Below are 17,754 nucleotides of genomic sequence, written 5' to 3'. Positions count from 1 at the left end.
GCCTGTTTGTTGGCGTGGCCGGTCCGGGGTTATCTCTTCTCGGGCAACATATTGGTCAGGGTGTTGTCCTTGAGCACATGGTGGTGATAGAGGGCCGCGGCGGCGTGCAGGGCGATCAGGGCATAGCCGATGTTGGCCAGCGTCTCGTGCAGCTCCTTGATGGTCCCCTTCAGGCCATCATCCGGCACCATCAGGGCGGGCAACTCGGCTCCGAAGAAGGGGATGGGCTTGCCCCCTGCGCTCAGCAGCAGCCAGCCCAGCAGCGGGGTGAGCAGCAGAAAGCCGTACAGCGCCAGATGGGCGAGGTGGGCCAGCCTGAGCATCAGGGGAGAGAGGGCGGGCTCGATACGTGGTGACGGGCTGCTGAAGCGCACCAGCAGGCGCACCACGACCAGTGCCAGGATCAGTAGACCCAGCATGAAGTGCCACTCCTTCATGGCATCGCGGCCGACGGAGCCCTTGGGGAAGATGTCCCTGAACTCCATCAGGCTGTAGACGGCAATCATCAACAGCAGGGTCAGCCAGTGCAGCCCGATGCTCAGGCTGCCATAACGTCGTTCCGTATTCTTCAACATGCTCATCTCCTGCTCGGGGTGCCCGTTGCATCCGCTCTGGTTCTGCCTCTCCGGCCTCGCTTTCTGTACCCCGATGTGGTCTTGGTCATCTCCATGTTACAAGGCTTGCTTGCCAAAACCTTGATCTCGATAACTTTCTGACATTTTACCCCAGCTCCCAAGCGGTGACCGACAGGCAGCTTCAGGCGCGGGCGATACGGCGGCCACCCTGCCTGTTATGGCCGTGCCGATGAGAAACGGGTGATGGGCTGGTTCTGCTCGGATGGTATTGCTCAGCCGATGCCGGGGGCCATGCCGCTGGATCATAGGCCCTCGTGACGGGCAGCCCCGTGACTCCGCATGGTGTGGATCAGGGGTTGGAGGCAGGTTAGGGTTGTGACTCGGTATCGGACCGAGGCGCTGGGCGGCCGGTTGGAAATGGGCGAGGGGGGGCTGTCGTCAACGGATCCTAGCCCATAAAAAAACCGAAGCCCAGGGCTTCGGTTTTTCGTTGCGGCAGCTGGCACAGGCCAGCGGCGCATTATTTCTTGATGCGGATCACCGGGGTCTCGCCCACGGTCACGGCGCCAGTCATCTTGATCAGCTCTTTGATCTCATCCATGTTGGAGATGACCACAGGCGTCAGGGTAGATTTGGCTTTCGCTTCCAGAACGGCCAGATCGAACTCGATGATGGTATCACCGCGCTTGACCTTCTGACCTTCCTGAGCGATGCGGGTGAAGCCTTCGCCTTTCAGCTCGACGGTGTCGATACCAAAGTGAACGAACAGCTCGATACCAGAGTCGGATTCCAGAGAGAACGCGTGGTTGGTCTCGAAGATCTTGCCGATGGTGCCGTCGCACGGGGCAACCATCTTGTTGCCAGCCGGCTTGATGGCGATGCCGTCACCGACGATCTTCTCGGCGAAGACGACGTCAGGCACGTCTTCGATCGGTACGATTTCCCCTGACAGGGGGGCAAAGATTTCGATGCCACCGGTGTCAGAGCTGTCATCGGAAACCAGTTTCTTCAGTTTATCAAACAGACCCATAGTAAAAGCTCCTAGAGATGATTGTCGCTGTTTGCAGCCGATCTTAGCAGACTGCCTTCTGCTTAATAAAGTTATCTACACAGGCTTCGATTTCGGCGGCGGTCGCATAGCTCAGAGCCTGGTCTGCCATTGCCTTCACATCTTCGAAGTTGGTGTTACGGATAAGCTTCTTGATACGCGGTACAGAGATGGCGCTCATGGAGAACTCATCCAGACCCATACCCAGCAGCAGCAGGGTGGCACGTTCGTCACCAGCCAGTTCACCGCACATACCTGTCCACTTGCCATTGTCATGGGAAGCGTCAATGACCATCTTGATCAGGGTCAGGACGGAGGGTGACAGCGGGTTGTACATGGCGGAAATCATCTCGTTACCACGGTCGACGGCCAGGGTGTACTGGGTCAGGTCGTTGGTACCGATGCTGAAGAAATCCACTTCCTTGGCAAGATGATGAGCCATCACGGCGGCGGCCGGGGTCTCGATCATGATACCTACTTCGATGGATTCATCAAAGGCTTTGCCGTCGGCACGCAGTTCGGCCTTCAGCTGCTCCACGGTGGCCTTGAGGCTGCGGAACTCTTCGACGGAGATGATCATCGGGAACATGATGCGCAGTTTGCCAAAGGCAGAGGCACGCAAAATGGCCTTCAGCTGGGCGTGCATGATGTCTTCGCGATCGAAGAAAATGCGCACGGCACGCCAGCCCAGGAAGGGGTTCATCTCTTTCGGGAAATTCATGTAGGGCAGTTCTTTGTCGCCGCCGATGTCCATGGTACGGACGATGATCGGCTGATCCGGCATGGCCTCTGCCACTTCTTTGTAGGCCTTGAACTGCTCGTCTTCGGTCGGCAGCGCATCACGGTCCATGAACAGGAACTCGGTGCGGTACAGACCCACGCCTTCGGCGCCATTACGGATGGCACCCTCGGTATCCTTGACGGTACCGATGTTGGCACACACTTCGACTTGATGACCATCCAGAGTGATGGCGGGCAGGTCTTTAAGCTTGGCCAGCTCGTCTTTCTCGGCCTGGAACTGAGCCTGGAATTTCTTGGCTTCAGTCAGCTGCTCGGCGGTCGGATTGATGATGAGCTGGTTGTTGATCGCATCCAGTATCAGCATGTCACCATTGTTGACACGCGCTGTGATGTCGTTGGTGCCCACGATAGCCGGCAGCTCCAGGGAGCGGGCCATGATGGAGGTGTGAGAGGTACGGCCACCGATGTCGGTGACAAAACCCAGCACGTATTTCAGGTTGATCTGAGCGGTTTCGGACGGGGTCAGGTCTTTGGCGACCAGGATGACCTCTTCGTTGATGGTGCTCAGGTTGACAACGGCGATGCCCAGCACGTTCTTCACCAGACGGGTTCCGATGTCACGGAAGTCGGTGGCGCGCTCACGCAGATAAGGGTCATCCAGATCGGCCATCATCTTGGCGTACTGTTCGATCACCTCATAGATGGCTTTGTCGGCGGATGCCTTGTTGTCTTTAATGAAGGATCTGATATCCCCTTCCAGCTCCTCATCTTCGAGCAGCATGATGTGGCCTTCGAAGATGGCCTCTTTTTCCTCACCGAAGGTGCGACCGGCCATCTCTTTGATGGCTTCCAGCTGTGTGGCTGACTTGGTGCGAGCTTCGAGGAAGCGGTTGATTTCGGCGTCAATCTGGTCAACAGAAATCTTGCCCTGATTGATAACGATTTCATCTTCTTTCAGAAGAAGCGCCTTGCCGAATGCGATACCGGGGGACGCAAGAATGCCAGATATCATAATCCTTCCTATTAAAACGACTGTGGGGGAGGAATAAAGCCGGATTACTCCAGCTCGTCCATCAGGGCAACCAGCTTCTCAACGGCTTTCTGAGCGTCCGGGCCGTCGGCCTGGATGGTCACGTTGGTGCCTTTGGTCAGGCCCAGGGTCTGCAGCTTGAACAGGCTCTTGGCGCTGGCGGACTTGCCACCGGAGACCACAGTGATCTCGCTTTGGAATTCTTTGGCTTCTTTCACGAACTGAGCTGCGGGACGGGTGTGCAGGCCGTTTTCAGCAGTAATAACAACAGACTTCTCGTACATGGTTTCACCCCATATTATTGATATTGTGTGGAGAGATGGTTGCTTATGAGGCTACCTGTCTCACCGTGTCAGTATGGATATGTTGTAAAGTAACGAAATCAGACCCGCAATGGTTTAATCCAGGTCAATTTTCTGTGCAGTATTCGGCGTCCTGGCTAAGTCTTTTTCGTTATCGGGCTACAAGCCGCGTCAGGACTGGCCTGAAATTAATTTATAACGAAAAATAACACTTTGTTACCTTGTGATACCTAACCGGCAAACACCTCGTGACGCCGCACAGGATATGAGATTTATCACAGAATGTCTGCTTTTTTTGTCACTCTGAAATTTGTTATTTTACCCCAAAAAATAAGGGGTCGACTGAAACTAATGACGACTGAGTTTAGCTCATAAAGAAAAACGGCGCCCCGAAGAGCGCCGTTGTTTTGATGTAAGGAGATCAATTACTGCTGCAGTTCCTGCTCGCTGAACACACCGGCGAACAGCGCGCTGGAGAGGTAACGCTCGGCGGCGCTCGGCAGTATCACGACTATGGTCTTGCCCTCGAACTCCGGCAACTCGGCCAGACGGGCGGCGGCCACCACGGCGGCCCCCGAGCTTATCCCCGCCAGAATTCCTTCCTCTTCCATCAGGCGACGGGCCATCTCGATGGATTCCTCGCTGCTCACCTGCTCGACGCGGTCGAGCAGGGTCAAATCCAGGTTGCCCGGGATGAAACCGGCGCCTATGCCCTGGATCTTGTGCGGACCCGGCTTGATCTCGAGACCCGCCAGTCTCTGGCTGATGACGGGGGATTCTGACGGCTCGACCGCCACCGAGACGATGGCCTTGCCCCTGGTCTGTTTGAAATAGCGGGAGACCCCTGTGATGGTGCCACCGGTGCCGACCCCTGCCACGAACACATCCACGTCACCGTCGGTGGCGTCCCAGATCTCGGGGCCTGTGGTCTTCTCGTGGATCTCGGGGTTGGCGGGGTTTTCGAACTGTTGCAGCAACACATACTTGCCCGGCTCGGATTCGAGGATCTCGTTAGCCTTGGCGATGGCACCCTTCATGCCGAGGGGACCTTCGGTCAGCACCAGGTTGGCGCCGAGCGCCTTGAGCAGCTTGCGGCGCTCCAGGCTCATGGTGGCCGGCATGGTCAGGGTGATGGGATAACCACGGGCGGCGGCCACGAAGGCCAGAGCAATGCCGGTGTTACCGCTGGTGGGCTCGATGATCTCCTTGCCCTTGGTCAGCACGCCGCGTTTCTCGGCATCCCAGATCAGGTTGGAACCGATCCGGCATTTGACGCTGAAGCTCGGGTTGCGGCTCTCGATCTTGGCCAGCACGCGGCCCTTGGTAACACGGTTGAGACGAACCAGCGGGGTGTTGCCTATGGTCTGGCTGTTGTCCTCAAAAATTTTGCTCATGGTGTTATCCCTGTGTTTGTTAAGGCGATGAAACCAGATTACCCTGTGATTTCTGAATGAGAAGTGACGAATCGTTATAACAATATGTTATTAGAACATATAGAACTTATTCTTTCTTACCGGAGCCCTGGCCGGGCCCTGTGCTACCAAAGGAATGGACGTCATGGGATTTGCAGGAAGCGATCGCTATCTCGCCTCAACGGCACTGAGTATGGCCGTCAATGCCGCCATCGTGCTGGAAAAGCCGCTGCTCATTAAGGGGGAGCCCGGGACCGGCAAAACGGTGCTGGCGGAGGCGGTGGCCGAGTCGCTCGGCGCCGAGCTGATTGCCTGGCACATCAAGTCCACCACCAAGGCCCAGCAGGGGCTCTATGAATATGACGCCGTGGCGCGGCTGCGGGACTCCCAGCTCGGGGATCCCCGGGTGGGGGACATCAACCACTACATCCGCCGGGGCAAGCTGTGGCAGGCCTTCGGCGCCGAGCAGAGACCCGTGCTGCTCATCGACGAGATCGACAAGGCGGACATCGAGTTTCCCAACGATCTGCTGCTGGAGCTGGATCGGATGGAGTTCGACGTCTACGAGACGGGCGAGCGGGTCAAGGCCCGCCAGCGCCCCGTGGTCATCATCACCTCCAACAACGAAAAAGAGCTGCCGGATGCCTTCCTGCGCCGCTGCTTTTTTCACTACATCCGTTTCCCCGACAAGGCCGAGATGCAGGCCATCGTCCGTCTGCACTATCCCAAATTGAAAGAGGCGCTGCTGGACGAGGCCATGGCGCTGTTCTTCGAGCTGCGGGAAGTCGAGGGGCTGCGCAAGAAGCCCTCCACCTCGGAGCTGCTGGACTGGATCCGGCTGCTGCTGGCGGATGGCATCTCCCCCGAGGCGATGCGCAATCGCGAGCCGGGCAAGCTGGTGCCGGCGCTCTATGGCGCCCTGCTCAAGACCGAGCAGGACTTGCATCTGTTCGAGAAGCTCGCCTTCCTGGCCCGGCGCGGCGGCTGAATGCTGATCGACTTTTTCCTCCATCTGCGTCGCCACAAGCTGCCCTGCAGCCTGCGGGAATTGCTGGACCTGCACGGGGCACTCGCGGCCCGGCTCGTCAGCCTCGACATGGATGCCTTCTACCTGCTCGCCCGCTGCCTGTTGGTGAAAGACGAGGCGTACCTCGATCGCTTCGATCGCGCCTTCGCTGAGTATTACGACGGCTTGCAGGCCAGCCCCTTGTTGCCGGAAACCTTGCCGGATGACTGGCTGCGCCGGGAACTGGAGCGCTTGTTGAGCCTGGAAGAGCGAGATTTGCTGCGCTCCTTGGGGGGCCTCGACAAGTTGCTGGAGACCCTCAACCAGCGCCTGGCGGAACAGAAAGAGCGTCACGCCGGCGGCAACAAGTGGGTAGGCACGGGCGGCAGCAGCCCCTTCGGTCACGGCGGCTTTCACCCGGAAGGGGTGCGCATGGGGGGCGAGGGGGAGCACGGCCGTGCCGCCAAGCTGTGGGAGGCGCGCCACTATCGCAACTTCAGCGACGATGACTCTCCCTTGGGCCAGCGGGCTATCCAGCTGGCCCTGCGCAAGCTCAGGCGCTGGGTGCGTAAAGGGAGTCTCGACGAGCTGGATCTCGACGACACCATCCAGAGCACCGCCCGCCAGGGCTGGCTCGATGTGAAGCTGAGGCCCGAGCGCCACAACGGGGTCAAGCTGCTGGTGTTCTTCGATGTGGGAGGCTCCATGGACAGCCACGTGGCCGAGGTGCAGCGACTGTTCTCGGCCCTGCGCCACGAGTTCAAGCACCTGGAGTTCTTCTACTTTCACAACTGCCTCTACGACTTCGTCTGGCGGGACAACGCCCGCCGCTTCGAGGAGAAGTTCGATACCTGGCGCCTGCTGCGCACCTACGGCCACGACTACAGGGTGATCCTGGTGGGGGATGCCAAGATGGGACCCTACGAGATAACCTGGCCAGGGGGCGCCGTCGAATACTGGAACGAGGAGCCGGGTCAGCTGTGGCTCGCCCGCCTGCAGCAACAGTATCCGAAGCTGGTGTGGATCAACCCTCTCCCGAGGCGGGAGTGGCTCTGGCATCCCTCCATCAAGTTGATCAACGAATTGATCGGCGGGCGCATGCACCCGCTGACCCTGGCTGGTCTCGCCCAGGCGATCGATCAGCTGTAATCCTCTGACCCTACAAAACAGACAAGCCGGGATTGCACCCGGCCAGGAGCAAAGATGACTTCCATCGTAATCAGCGGCTCAGGCCTCTATACCCCGCCCTTTGCCGTCAGCAACGAAGAGTTGGTGGCGGCCTTCAACCAGTATGTGGATCTCTACAACGAGGAGAACGCCTCCGCCATCGACGCCGGCCAGCTGGACGCCAAGCAGCATTCGAGCTGCGAGTTCATCGAGAAGGCCTCCGGCATCAAGAGTCGTTATCTGGTGAGCAAGGAGGGGGTGCTGGATCCCGATATCATGCAACCGCTGCTCCCCGAGCGTCCCGATGACAAGCCCTCCATCATGGTGGAGATGGCGGTGGCGGCCGCCGAGCAGGCACTGATCGCCGCCGGTCGCGAACCCGGCGAGATCGATCTGGTGATAGTGGCGGCTTCCAATATGCCGCGCCCCTATCCGGCGCTCTCCATCGAGCTGCAGCACTATCTCGGTGCCGGTGGCATGGCGTTCGACATGAACGTGGCCTGTTCCTCCGCCACCTTCGGCATCAAGACGGCGGCGGATCTGCTGGCGGCGGGCACCGTCAAACTGGCGCTGGTGGTAAACCCGGAGATCTGCTCGGGTCACCTCAACTTCCGCGACCGGGACAGCCACTTTATCTTCGGCGATGCCTGCACCGCCGTGCTGCTGGAGCGGGAGGCCGACTGCAAGGTGGCGGCCCCCTGGCAACTGGTGGCCAGCAAGCTGGTGACCCAGTACTCCAACAACATCCGCAACAACTTCGGCTTCCTGAACCGCTTCAGCCCGCGCACCCGCTACGGCGATGACAAGCTGTTCCGCCAGCAGGGGCGCAAGGTGTTCAAGGAGGTGTTGCCCCTGGTGTGCGAGCAGATAGATGGTCAGCTCAAGGCGCAGGGCTGGGAGGCGGATGAGTTGAGCCGGCTCTGGCTGCATCAGGCCAACCTCACCATGAACCAGTTCATCGGTCGCAAGCTGCTGGGCCACGATGCCAGCCAAGCGGAGGCGCCGGTGATCCTGGACAGCTACGGCAACACCAGTTCGGCGGGATCCATCATCGCCTTCCACCTGTTCAATCAGGATCTGCCGAGCGGCGCCCGCGGCGTGCTCTGCTCCTTCGGCGCCGGCTACTCCATCGGCAGCCTGCTGCTGCAGCGCCGCTAAAGGCTCCGACCTCGTTCTTACAATGAAAAAACCACCCGCTCGGGTGGTTTTTTACACTGCATGACTCGCGTTTTTCATGTCGGTTCTATGGCTATAACGACACACTCTGGTTCCTTTATCTGGAACCTGACGTTCAAGTCGAACAATCTCACCCCGTACTCCTTCTCGTCCGGCTTGCCCTTCTTGTAGGCGGGACGGGGATCCTGGGCCAGCACCTCGCTCACCAGTTGGCGCAGCTCGGGATGGTGGCTCATGAGTTGAGCGAGCTGCTGCTCGGCCTCTTGGCCGAAGCTCACCGTCAGCGGCGGGGTGGGGGCATCCGGGGCGAAGCCGCCACGGGCGGCCGGCAGGCTGTCCGCATAGGGGATGTAGGGCTTGATGTCGACGATGGGGGTGCCATCGAGCAAGTCCACCGCACCGAGTTCGAGCCACAGCTTGCCCCGCTCGCGCCCCACCCCGTGCAGCTCGACCACCGACAGGCCCAGCGGGTTGGGGCGGAAGGTGGAGCGGGTGGCGAAGACTCCGACCCGCTCGTTGCCACCGAGGCGCGGCGGGCGCACCGTCGGGTGCCAGCCCTGGGCCATGGTCTGGTGGAACACGAAGCTGAGCCAGAGGTGGGAGAACTGCTCTATGCCGCGCAGCACGTCCGGCTGATCGTAGGGAGGCAGCAACTCGAGCCGGGCGCGGGCCGATTTGACCAGGCCGGGCTGGCGGGGGATGGCAAACTTCTCCTTGTAGGGAGAGTGGATGATCCCGAGGGTGTCGATTTCGAACTTCATGGCGGACTCGTGACTAAAAACCCCGGCAATTTAGCACAAGCGGCCCCAAAACGCAGGCTCCACCTCGCTCCGCTCATCTGCATCGCCCTGCCGTGATCCCTGTCTCATCCCGGCACTATGGCGGCTGTGCCACGGCGTCGACTTGCGTAGGCTGGGGCGAGAGTCATGTCGGCATGGCACTCGCACCTCATTCAAGGCAAGCGATCGCGCCGCATAGGGGGACAGGGATGAAACTGCTTGTTATCGGCGGCACCGGCTTTTTGGGGCGCCATCTCACCGCGCTGGCGCTGGATTGGGGCCACGAGGTGACGCTGTTCAATCGCGGCCACCGCCAGCATCCGGACTGGCGCGAGCTGACCGCGCTGCGAGGGGACAGAAGCCAGGATTTGAGCGCGCTGCTGGGGAAGGGATTGCACTGGGATCTGGTCATCGACACCTGCTGCTATCGACCCGAGCAGGCGGCCAGCCTCTCCGCGGCCCTGCTCGGGCGCTGCGAGCGGCTGATCTTCATCTCTACTATCAGCGTCTATCGCGACTTCGCCCAACCGGGAATGGACGAGTCGGCGCCGTTGCACCGGATCCCCGCAGGGGAGATGCCGGATGACTACGGCCCCCTCAAGGTACTGTGCGAGCAAGAATACCTGGCCCGCTGGGGGGAGCGGTTGTGCATACTGCGCCCCGGGGTGCTCTGTGGCCCCCATGATCACACCGGAAGATTGGCCTGGTGGGTGAAGCGGGTAGAGCGCGGCGGCCCTTGGCTGCTGCCGGGGGCGGGGCAGGACAGGCTGCAATATCTGGACGTGCGGGACTGCGCCGAGTTCGTGCTGCGGGCCGCCGAGCAGCGGTTGGGAGGGGTGTTCAACCTGCTCAAACCAGGCATAGCGCTAGGGGACTGGGTGGAGCGCCTCGCCGCGCGGCTGGCCCCGGCGGTGCCTATCCAGCCCGAGTGGCAGCCCTGGCCCGCACTGCTGGGGGCCGGGGTAGAGTCCTGGCAGAGCTACCCCACCCTGCTGCCGAGCGAGCTGGCGGAGTATGCAGGTTACGGCCGGATCAGCGCCGAGGCGGCCATAGTGCAGGGGCTCAACTTCCGGCCGCTGGAGGAGACGGTGGCCGATCTCGCCCAGTGGCTGGCAGAGGGAGGGCAGGGGGCGGTGACGGGGATGACGGCGCAGCAGGAGGAGGCCCTGCGTCAGCGCCTGCGGGTCAGCGCTCTGCCATAGGCTGTGGTTGGTCTATGTCATGCGATAAAGGGCGTCCCACGGGACGCCCTTTATCGCAATGAAACCACGAGATTTAGCGCAGGCTGGCGCCGCAGCCGACCAGCAGCTCTTTCAAGATGCTGCGATGACAGCGGGACTCCTGCTCGCAATAGCAACCCACCGACAGGTTGCTGTGGTGGGAGAGGGCGGCCAGCAGCGCGAGATCGTGCCTCGCGGCCGGTGTCGCCATCTCTGCCTTGTACTGCTTGCAGAAGGTGGCCCACTGAGCGGGGGTCTCGGCGCCCTGGCCCAGCTTCATGGTCTCGGGGCTGGGGGCCAGGTTGGGGAACCAGACGTCGTACCAATCCTGGTTCGCGAATTCGCTCTTGGGCACGCCACGGGGCGGGCGACGGACGGTGCCAATGCGCAAGCCCTCATCGGGCAGGCGGGGGCTGCCGAGCCGGACGATGGCCAGCGCCATTTCTGGTTACTTCTCTTCGGCCACTTTCAGCGCCTGGCCGTAGCAGATCACCTGCTTCAGGCAGCCCGGCACGTCGCTGAATTCGGCGCACTTGTCGAAGCTGACGCCGTTGCCGCCCATGTCGGCCACGCGGCGACGGGCCAAGGTGCGCGCCTCCCCTGCGTTGGGCACCGCCTGATTGGCGTCGCTCTGGCAGGATTCCCCCTCGACGGTGCCGAGGTAGAGGTAGTTGAGGTCGGCAAGCTGGCTCTGTTCATAGATCCGGACGCCGCCCGGCTTGAAGTAGTCGTCGAAGTTTTCCTTGTCCAGATTGCTGTTGAAGGAGAAGTAGGCGCAACCTGAGGTGAAAAGGGGCAGCAGCAATAGGGTCAGGCGTTTCATGTCGGCATCTTGTTGAACGGTGAGGGGGTCATTATAGGGGCCAGTTGCTGCCCGGGACCAGCCCCATTTTTAGCCAGCAAGACGGGGTGTGACGGGGATCGGGCCTGTGCTGGTCTTTGGGGGCTGGCGACGTTCGTCGTCATCGGACCGGCATTTTTTCAAAAGAGGCAAAAGAGTGAGGGGGCATGAATGCCCCCTCTTGGGTTCATAGCGTTCAGGCTGGTGTGAGCCGCTGATGCAGGCTGCGGTAGTCGTCATCGGCCAGCAGCTCGGGGAGGAGGGGGCGCACAGGCGGCTTCCCCCTTCTTTCGTGCTTTTTCTGGCACGGGAATCAGATCGGCGCCAACCGCTGATGCAGGCTGCGATAGTCGTCATCGGCCAGCAGCTCGGGGAGGAGGGGGCGCACAGGCGGCTTCCCCCTTCTTTCGTGCTTTTTCTGGCACGGGAATCAGATCGGCGCCAACCGCTGATGCAGGCTGCGATAGTAGTCATCGGCCAGCAGCTCGGAGAGGAGGAGGGCGCACAGGCGGCTTCCCCCTTCTGTCGTGCTTTTTCTGGCACGGGTATCAGATCGGCGCCAGTCGCTGATGCAGGCTGCGGTAGTAGTCGTCGGCCAGCAGCTCTGCGTGGGGCGCGCACAGACGGATCTGTCCTTCTTCCATCAGGGCTATCCTGTCCATCTGCTCCAGCCCGATCAGCCGGTGGGAGATGAGCAGCAGGGTGCGCTCGGCGCCGAGCCTGAACAGCAGCGCCATGATCTCCCGCTCGGTCTGGCTGTCGAGCCCCTCGGTCGGCTCGTCCAGCAGCCAGAGCGGGGCGTCGTGCAGCAGGGCGCGGGCGATGCCGATACGGCGGCGCTCGCCACCGGAGAGCGGACGACCGCCATCCCCGAGCCAGGCGTCCAGCCCGGCATCATCTTCCAGCCCAGAGTCATCTTCCAACAAAGTGCCGAGGCCCACCTGCTCCAGCACCTTGATGAGCCGTGCATCGTCGGCCTCTGGCGCGGCCAGCTTGAGGTTGTCCCGCAGGGTAGCGGCAAACAGGTGCACCCGCTGGCTCACTACCGAGAAGGAGGTGCGCAGTGCCGCCTCGCTGTACGAGGTCAAGGGTTTGCCACCCAGCAGGATCTCCCCCGCCTGCGGGTTCCACTCCCGGGTCAGCAGCCCCATCAGGGTGGACTTGCCACAGCCGGTCTGGCCCAGCAGCGCCAGCTTCTCACCGGCCTGCAGTCGCAGGCTGCAACCCCGCAGCACGGGCTGAGGGTTGCCGGGGTAGGCGAAGTGGAGATCGGTGATCCGCAGGGAGCCATCGTGGGCAGGCTGCTGCTCGTCACCCCAGTCGGGGGCCTTGGCCTCCTGCAGGATCTCGTTGAGACGACGGGCCGAGGTGAGGCTGGTGGAGAGGTGCTGGAAGGCCCCCGCCAGTGGCAGCAATGCCTCGAAGCTCGCCAGGGTGGCGAACACCATGAGCGCCGTGATGGGATCCGGCAACGCGCCGCCGACCCCGTGGCCGGCCAGCCACAGCATCAGGGTCAGGGTCCAACCACTCAGCAGCTGGACGCTGGCATTGGCCAACCCGCTCACCCTGGCCATGCGGGCCTGGGCGCGGATCAGGGCCTGCTCGGCCTGTTGCAACTCATCGAGCGCCTTGGGGGCGGCGGCAAACATCTGCAACTCGGCCTGGCCGTCCAGATAGTCCACCAGCCGGGTGCGCAGGCTGGATTTCTCGGCGATCAAGGCCTGGCCCGGCTTGCGACCGGCGAAGTAGAACACCAGCGGCAGGGCAATCATGCCGAGCAGCAGTATGGCGCCCAGGGTCAGTGCCAGCTGGCTGTCGAAGAAGGAGAGGAAGAACACCAGCCCGGCGCAACTCAGCAGGGCCGCCCCTATGGGGGTGATGAGGCGCAGGTAGACGTGATCCATGGCGTCTATGTCGGCCACCAGCCGGTTGAGCAGGTCCGCCTGGCGGAATCCGGCGAGGGCGCTGGTCTGGAGCGGGGAGAGCTTTTGCCAGAACCAGACCCGCAGCCGGGTCAGCACCCGGAAGGTGGCGTCGTGGCTCACCACTCGCTCACCCCAGCGGCTGGCGGTACGGATGATGGAGAAGAAGCGCACCCCACCGGCCGGGGTCATGTAGTTGAAGGTGTCGCGGCTGGCGATGGCCAGACCGGCCACCGCGGCGGCGGAGAGGAACCAGCCGGAGAGGGACAACAGCCCCATGCCCGCCACCAGGGTCACCAGCGCCAGCAGCAGGCCGAGGGAGAGGCTGAGCCAGTGCTGGCGATAGAGGCGCAGAAACGGCAGTAGATCACGCATCGAGAGAGTCCCCTTGGGAGAGGTGTTGTGACAAGAGGCGGGCAAAGGGCCCCTTGGCCTCACTGAGTTGCTGGAAGCTGCCTTGCTCCACCAACAAACCGCGTTCCAGCACCAGGATATTGTCCATCTTGGTGAGCTGATCGAGGCGGTGGGTGATCATCAGCAGGGTCTGGCCTGCCGCTGCCTGCTCGAGCGTGCTCATGATGGCGCGTTCCGAGTGGCGATCCAGGCTGGCGGTAGGTTCATCCAGCACCATCAGCTGGGTCGACTTGAGCAGGGTGCGGGCCAGGGCGAGACGCTGGGCCTGACCGACCGAGAGGCCGCCCGCCTGATCACCGACTCGATAGTCAAAGCCCTTCTCCCTGGCAAACTCCCAGGCCTGGGCCCGTTTCAGAGCCGCTTCCAGCTCGGCGTCGCTCGCTGAGGGCTTGGCCAGCAGCAGGTTGTCGCGCAAGGAGGCGTGGAACAGCTGCGGGTTCTGGGATAGCCAGCCCAGTTGCAGGCGCCACTGGCTCATGTCCAGTTCGGCGAGTTCCTGGCCATCGACTTTCAGTTCACCGCGATAGGGGGCGAAGCCGAGCAGGGCGTTGACCAGCGAGCTCTTGCCCGCTCCGCTGATGCCGACCAGGGCCGTACGCGAACCGGCTGTCAGCTGGAAGTCGAGTGGGCCGACCAGCACCTTGCCCTCGGCGCTCAGCACCTCGAGCCTACGGGCTTCCACCCGGATGGGGTTATCTGCATGGAAGGGAGCATTGCCGGAAGCCGGTTCGCTGACCTCGGCCTCCAGGAACTCCAGCAACTGCTCGGCGGCGCCGATGGCCTGTGCCTTGGCGTGATAGTGGGCGCCAAGCTCCCGCAGCGGGGCATAGAACTCGGGGGCGAGGAAGAGCACGAACAGGCCGGTAAAGAGCGTGACCTTGACGCCATAGTTGCCAAAGTTCAGGTGATCTATGTAGGAGAAACCGAAATAGACCGCCACCAGTGCCACCGCGATGGCGGCGAAGAACTCCAGCACGGCGGTACTCAAGAAGGCGAGGCGCAGCACCTCCATGGTGCGCTCCCTGAAGTCTTCCGAGGCATCGCGGATGGCCTCGCCCTCGGCCTGGGTGCGCAGGAAGAGTTGCAGGGTGCGTAATCCCTTCAGGCGGTCGAGGAAGTGGCCGGAGAGGCGTGCCAGCGACTGGAAGTTGCGGCGGTTCGCATCGGCGGCGCCGACCCCCACCAGGATCATGAACAGCGGGATCAGGGGCGCCGTGCCGAGCAAGATGATGCCGGCGGCCCAGTTGACCGGGAACACGGCCACCAGGATCACCAGGGGGATGAAGACGGCAACGGCCATCTGGGGCAGGTAGCGGGAGAAGAACTCCTGCATGTCTTCGATCTGCTCCAGCAGCAGGCTGGCCCAACTGCCAGCGGGGCGGCGCTGGATGTAGGCAGGGCCAAGGCGACCGAGGCGGGTGAGCACCAGCTCGCGGATGGCCTGGCGCACCGCGCTGCCCGCCTTGAAGCTGGCGACCTCGCGGCCATAGGCCAGCCCGGCCTTGGTCAGCGTCACCAGCAGCAGGCTAATGAAGAGGGGGATGGATTGCTCGGGGGTAGTACCCTCGATGATGAAGCCATGGAGCAGGGTCGCCAGCAGCCAGGCCTGGGCCACCATCATGATGCCCTGGCCCATGCCAAGGCCGATGGAGAGACCGATCCAGCGTCGGCCATGGCTCGACTGCTTGCGCAACCAGCCATAGAGATGTTTCTGCGTATTCTTGTCCATTACCACCCTCCTCAAACGAGTGGCGCAAGACTATCGTCGCCCCCTGTGCTTGGCAACCTTGCCGTGCCGGGAGCCTGAGACTGTTTGCTTGAAAAACGACCTCCATGCTCATTAGTTGGTCGAACAGCTTGATTTACGGCAAAAAACACCCTGGCGGTGATTGCGCTCACCGGCAAAATGCATATAGTAGAGGCCACTGACGCGGGTGTAGTTCAATGGTAGAACGGTAGCTTCCCAAGCTGCATACGTGGGTTCGATTCCCATCACCCGCTCCACATTCCGATATCCGGTAGACGACCCGTCTCGTTATTGCCTCTGCCTAGCACGCTACCCCAGACGCAGACCCATCCCCGAATATCGACAGCAGTTTCTGAGCCTTGCGGGCATCGTATAATGGCTATTACCTCAGCCTTCCAAGCTGATGATGCGGGTTCGATTCCCGCTGCCCGCTCCAGATTTCATGCAAAAAGCCCACTCAATCGAGTGGGCTTTTTGTTTTCCGGCTCATTGGATGGGCCAGCTTCGCTTGCCTCGATCGCCGGAAACAGAAGAGGCGCCAACGGCGCCTCTTCTTACCACACAGGGATCTGACGAACAGGGATTATTCCTGCTCCAGCTCGCCGCAGAAGCGGTAGCCTTCGCCATGGATGGTGGCGATGATCTCCGGGGTGTCACCCACGCTCTCGAAGTGCTTGCGGATACGGCGGATGGTGACATCCACGGTGCGATCGTGAGGCTTGAGCTCACGGCCGGTCATCTTCTTGAGCAGCTCGGCGCGGGTCTGGATCTGGCCCGGGTTTTCGCAGAAGTGCAGCATGGCACGGAATTCGGAGCGCGGCAGTTTGAACATGTCGCCCGCCGGGCTGACCAGTGCGCGGCTGTTGATGTCCAGCGCCCAGCCGTTGAACAGGTAACGTTCGACCAGCTTCTTCTCTTCACCGCCCGCCGTCACGTTCATGGTGCGGCTCAGCAGGTTGCGGGCACGGATGGTCAGCTCGCGGGGGTTGAACGGCTTGGTGATGTAATCATCGGCGCCGATCTCCAGACCCAGGATCTTGTCCACCTCGTTGTCACGACCGGTCAGGAACATCAGGGCGATGTTGTCATCTTCACGCAGCTCGCGTGCCAGCAGCAGGCCATTCTTGCCCGGCAGGTTGATGTCCATGATCACCAGATTGATGGTATGAGTGGTCAGGGCCTGGTGCATCTCGTCGCCATTGTTGGCTTCAAGCACTATATAGCCTTCGGCCTCAAAGATGCTTTTGAGCGTATTGCGAGTGACCAGTTCGTCTTCGACGATCAGAATGTGCGGTGTTTGCATTGAGTATTCCCAGATTCTTATCAGTTAATTTTCGAAATTTTAACACTCTTTGGCGTTATCCGACCGGTCCTGAAAATTTATTACGTCATCCTGGATATGAAAATCAGGTCGAATCATCGCGAATGTGGTATCAGCGTTGGCAAACATCCCTGTGCCATGCATAGGCACTCATCAAGTCTGAGCGAGCAAAGCCTGAAAAGTCATCCATTACAAAAGTGGCTGCATTTTATCAGTTAACAGGCGCATAACAACACTCTTTGCCGTCAGATAGCAACTTTTTAACTCAGGTTTGATATAAGTCAATCCCTGAGTTCGCTGCATGATACTTGGGCTAGCCCGCTTTTTCGCCCCCATGAAATGTAATGGGATGTAACATGTGGTTGACATGGATTTGTGGGAAAACTACAGAAAACTGTGTCTTATTGCCCCTCGGTACCACCATCCAGGCCTGCCTGTGCCATGGTCAAGGCCCAGAATGCAGCCCATGTTCGAGCCTGGGTCGTCAGCGCTGCCTCTCTCTGGATTGTCAGCATAGCGGCTTGATGAAAGAATGAGCGGACTTACTCATTCCACGGAAGGATGCTGAATATGCTGGATTTACTGCCCGATCTTTGCGACCAACACGGCGATGCCCTGCAGGTGGCGCAGCCCCTGTTTCACGACTATGGCGGCAAGTCGCTGTTTTACGGCGAGGCGGTCACCCTCTCCTGTTTTGAAGACAACAGCCTGGTGCGCGAGCTGGTGACCCGTCCCGGTCAGGGCAAGGTGATGGTGATCGACGGCGGTGGTTCCCTGCGCCGTGCCTTGCTCGGAGATCAGCTGGCCATCAAGGCGGTGGAGCAGGGATGGGAAGGGATCCTCATCCACGGCGCGGTGCGGGATCTGGGTACCCTGGCGACGTTGGCGTTAGGCGTCAAGGCGCTGGCGGCCTGTCCAGTCAAGACCGAGAAGCTGGGGCGGGGTGAGCTGGATGTCGTGGTCTCTTTTGCCGGGATGATCATAGCGCCGGGCGACTATGTCTACGCCGATCTCAATGGCGTGCTGGTGAGCGGCGCCCGGCTCCTCTGAAGG

Annotated in this window: 16 protein-coding genes and 2 tRNA genes; 7 read left to right on the top strand and 11 right to left on the bottom strand. The window is 61.2% G+C overall.

All coding sequences use genetic code 11. The annotated features are described in order from the left end of the window. Window positions 1–29: 29 nt before the first annotated feature. From LG30_RS0109430 to cysK, 5 genes are all read right to left on the bottom strand, one after another. Window positions 30–575 (bottom strand): cytochrome b, encoded by a 546-nt coding sequence (locus LG30_RS0109430; protein WP_033130454.1) that lies wholly within the window; start codon window positions 573–575, stop codon window positions 30–32. Window positions 576–1,095: 520 nt separating this feature from the next. Beyond that, complete coding sequence (crr, locus tag LG30_RS0109425; protein WP_005325875.1) at window positions 1,096–1,605, bottom strand: PTS glucose transporter subunit IIA; 510 nt, start codon at window positions 1,603–1,605, stop codon at window positions 1,096–1,098. 43 nt (window positions 1,606–1,648) lie between these two features. Beyond that, entirely contained in the window at window positions 1,649–3,376 is a 1,728-nt protein-coding gene (gene ptsI / locus LG30_RS0109420; protein ID WP_033130453.1) for a phosphoenolpyruvate-protein phosphotransferase PtsI, read from the bottom strand. A 44-nt stretch (window positions 3,377–3,420) separates the two neighbouring features. Continuing rightward, a complete protein-coding gene (locus tag LG30_RS0109415) occupies window positions 3,421–3,678 on the bottom strand; it encodes an HPr family phosphocarrier protein (RefSeq protein WP_005303128.1) in 258 nt (85 codons plus the stop codon). A 443-nt stretch (window positions 3,679–4,121) separates the two neighbouring features. Continuing rightward, the gene (gene cysK, locus LG30_RS0109410) at window positions 4,122–5,090 is read right to left on the bottom strand and encodes a cysteine synthase A (protein ID WP_033130452.1); all 969 of its coding nucleotides are present in this window, start codon (window positions 5,088–5,090) and stop codon (window positions 4,122–4,124) included. Window positions 5,091–5,253: 163 nt separating this feature from the next. On the opposite strand from cysK, the gene LG30_RS0109405 reads away from it, so the two are divergent. The 3 genes from LG30_RS0109405 to LG30_RS0109395 are packed head-to-tail and all read left to right on the top strand — an operon-like array spanning window position 5,254 to window position 8,439. Beyond that, complete coding sequence (locus tag LG30_RS0109405; protein WP_033130451.1) at window positions 5,254–6,096, top strand: AAA family ATPase; 843 nt, start codon at window positions 5,254–5,256, stop codon at window positions 6,094–6,096. Next, on the top strand, window positions 6,097–7,263 hold the full coding sequence (locus tag LG30_RS0109400) for a vWA domain-containing protein (RefSeq protein ID WP_033130450.1): 1,167 nt from the start codon (window positions 6,097–6,099) through the stop codon (window positions 7,261–7,263). Between the two features lie 54 nt (window positions 7,264–7,317). Next, on the top strand, window positions 7,318–8,439 hold the full coding sequence (locus tag LG30_RS0109395) for a beta-ketoacyl-ACP synthase III (RefSeq protein ID WP_033130449.1): 1,122 nt from the start codon (window positions 7,318–7,320) through the stop codon (window positions 8,437–8,439). A gap of 74 nt (window positions 8,440–8,513) precedes the next feature. On the opposite strand, the gene tsaA is transcribed toward LG30_RS0109395, so the two are convergent. After that, on the bottom strand, window positions 8,514–9,218 hold the full coding sequence (gene tsaA, locus LG30_RS0109390) for a tRNA (N6-threonylcarbamoyladenosine(37)-N6)-methyltransferase TrmO (protein ID WP_033130448.1): 705 nt from the start codon (window positions 9,216–9,218) through the stop codon (window positions 8,514–8,516). Window positions 9,219–9,445: 227 nt separating this feature from the next. Here tsaA and LG30_RS0109385 point away from each other — a divergent pair, with 227 nt between their 5' ends. After that, complete coding sequence (locus LG30_RS0109385; RefSeq protein ID WP_033130447.1) at window positions 9,446–10,438, top strand: NAD-dependent epimerase/dehydratase family protein; 993 nt, start codon at window positions 9,446–9,448, stop codon at window positions 10,436–10,438. Window positions 10,439–10,511: 73 nt separating this feature from the next. On the opposite strand, the gene LG30_RS0109380 is transcribed toward LG30_RS0109385, so the two are convergent. The 4 genes from LG30_RS0109380 to cydD form a co-directional block, all read right to left on the bottom strand. Continuing rightward, window positions 10,512–10,898: a DUF488 domain-containing protein gene (locus LG30_RS0109380; RefSeq protein ID WP_033130446.1), complete on the bottom strand. Its 387-nt coding sequence runs from the start codon at window positions 10,896–10,898 to the stop codon at window positions 10,512–10,514. 6 nt (window positions 10,899–10,904) lie between these two features. Further along, window positions 10,905–11,279: an Rcs stress response system protein RcsF gene (gene rcsF, locus LG30_RS0109375; RefSeq protein ID WP_033130445.1), complete on the bottom strand. Its 375-nt coding sequence runs from the start codon at window positions 11,277–11,279 to the stop codon at window positions 10,905–10,907. A 566-nt stretch (window positions 11,280–11,845) separates the two neighbouring features. Further along, window positions 11,846–13,594, bottom strand: coding sequence for a heme ABC transporter ATP-binding protein/permease CydC (gene cydC, locus LG30_RS0109370; RefSeq protein WP_033130444.1), 1,749 nt, complete (start codon window positions 13,592–13,594; stop codon window positions 11,846–11,848). Further along, window positions 13,587–15,362 carry a heme ABC transporter permease/ATP-binding protein CydD gene (gene cydD / locus LG30_RS0109365; RefSeq protein WP_033130443.1) on the bottom strand — a complete coding sequence of 592 codons (1,776 nt, stop codon included), beginning with the start codon at window positions 15,360–15,362 and terminating at the stop codon, window positions 13,587–13,589. Before cydD ends, cydC begins: the two co-directional genes overlap by 8 nt. A gap of 201 nt (window positions 15,363–15,563) precedes the next feature. Between cydD and LG30_RS0109360 the strand changes: the two genes are divergently transcribed. Beyond that, window positions 15,564–15,637 (top strand) — tRNA-Gly (locus LG30_RS0109360). A 104-nt stretch (window positions 15,638–15,741) separates the two neighbouring features. Next, window positions 15,742–15,816: transfer RNA gene (locus LG30_RS0109355), tRNA-Gly, on the top strand. A gap of 147 nt (window positions 15,817–15,963) precedes the next feature. Here LG30_RS0109355 and arcA read toward each other — a convergent pair. Further along, window positions 15,964–16,683: a two-component system response regulator ArcA gene (gene arcA / locus LG30_RS0109350; RefSeq protein WP_033130442.1), complete on the bottom strand. Its 720-nt coding sequence runs from the start codon at window positions 16,681–16,683 to the stop codon at window positions 15,964–15,966. Between the two features lie 588 nt (window positions 16,684–17,271). Between arcA and LG30_RS0109345 the strand changes: the two genes are divergently transcribed. Continuing rightward, complete coding sequence (locus LG30_RS0109345) at window positions 17,272–17,751, top strand: putative 4-hydroxy-4-methyl-2-oxoglutarate aldolase (protein ID WP_033130441.1); 480 nt, start codon at window positions 17,272–17,274, stop codon at window positions 17,749–17,751. Window positions 17,752–17,754 lie beyond the last annotated feature (3 nt).

Origin of the sequence: Aeromonas aquatica (assembly GCF_000764655.1) — a bacterium.
GTDB classification, from domain to species: Bacteria; Pseudomonadota; Gammaproteobacteria; order Enterobacterales; family Aeromonadaceae; genus Aeromonas; species Aeromonas aquatica.
The sequence above is the reverse complement of the archived record's forward strand: the minus strand, read 5'-3'. Positions and strand labels throughout refer to the sequence as shown.